We start from the raw sequence: 219 nt of genomic DNA on the forward strand, positions 1-219 counted from the left end.
ATTCAATTTCAAAACTTCCAGATGTAGGGTTGGGATAAGCCCAGACCATATTTTGTAATGCTTCAATATCCCTTGTGTAGATCCCTTCACAGGATTTGGCAGATTTCACCTTCAGTACATCCCCTTTTTTTACCGCTACCGAAAAATTCGAATCTCGGGTCTCAAATTGTTCTATCTCATTTACCAAAACAGAGAAAGGCGCACTTCCCTGTTCCATTT

General features: G+C 40.2%; 1 protein-coding gene. It reads right to left on the bottom strand.

Going from position 1 to position 219, the window contains the following annotated elements:
- On the bottom strand, positions 1–219 hold a 219-nt coding region (locus AC6CH4_RS26070; RefSeq protein WP_498108263.1), incomplete at both ends, for a hypothetical protein.

The organism is Flavobacterium sp. GQ95 (assembly GCF_059758655.1).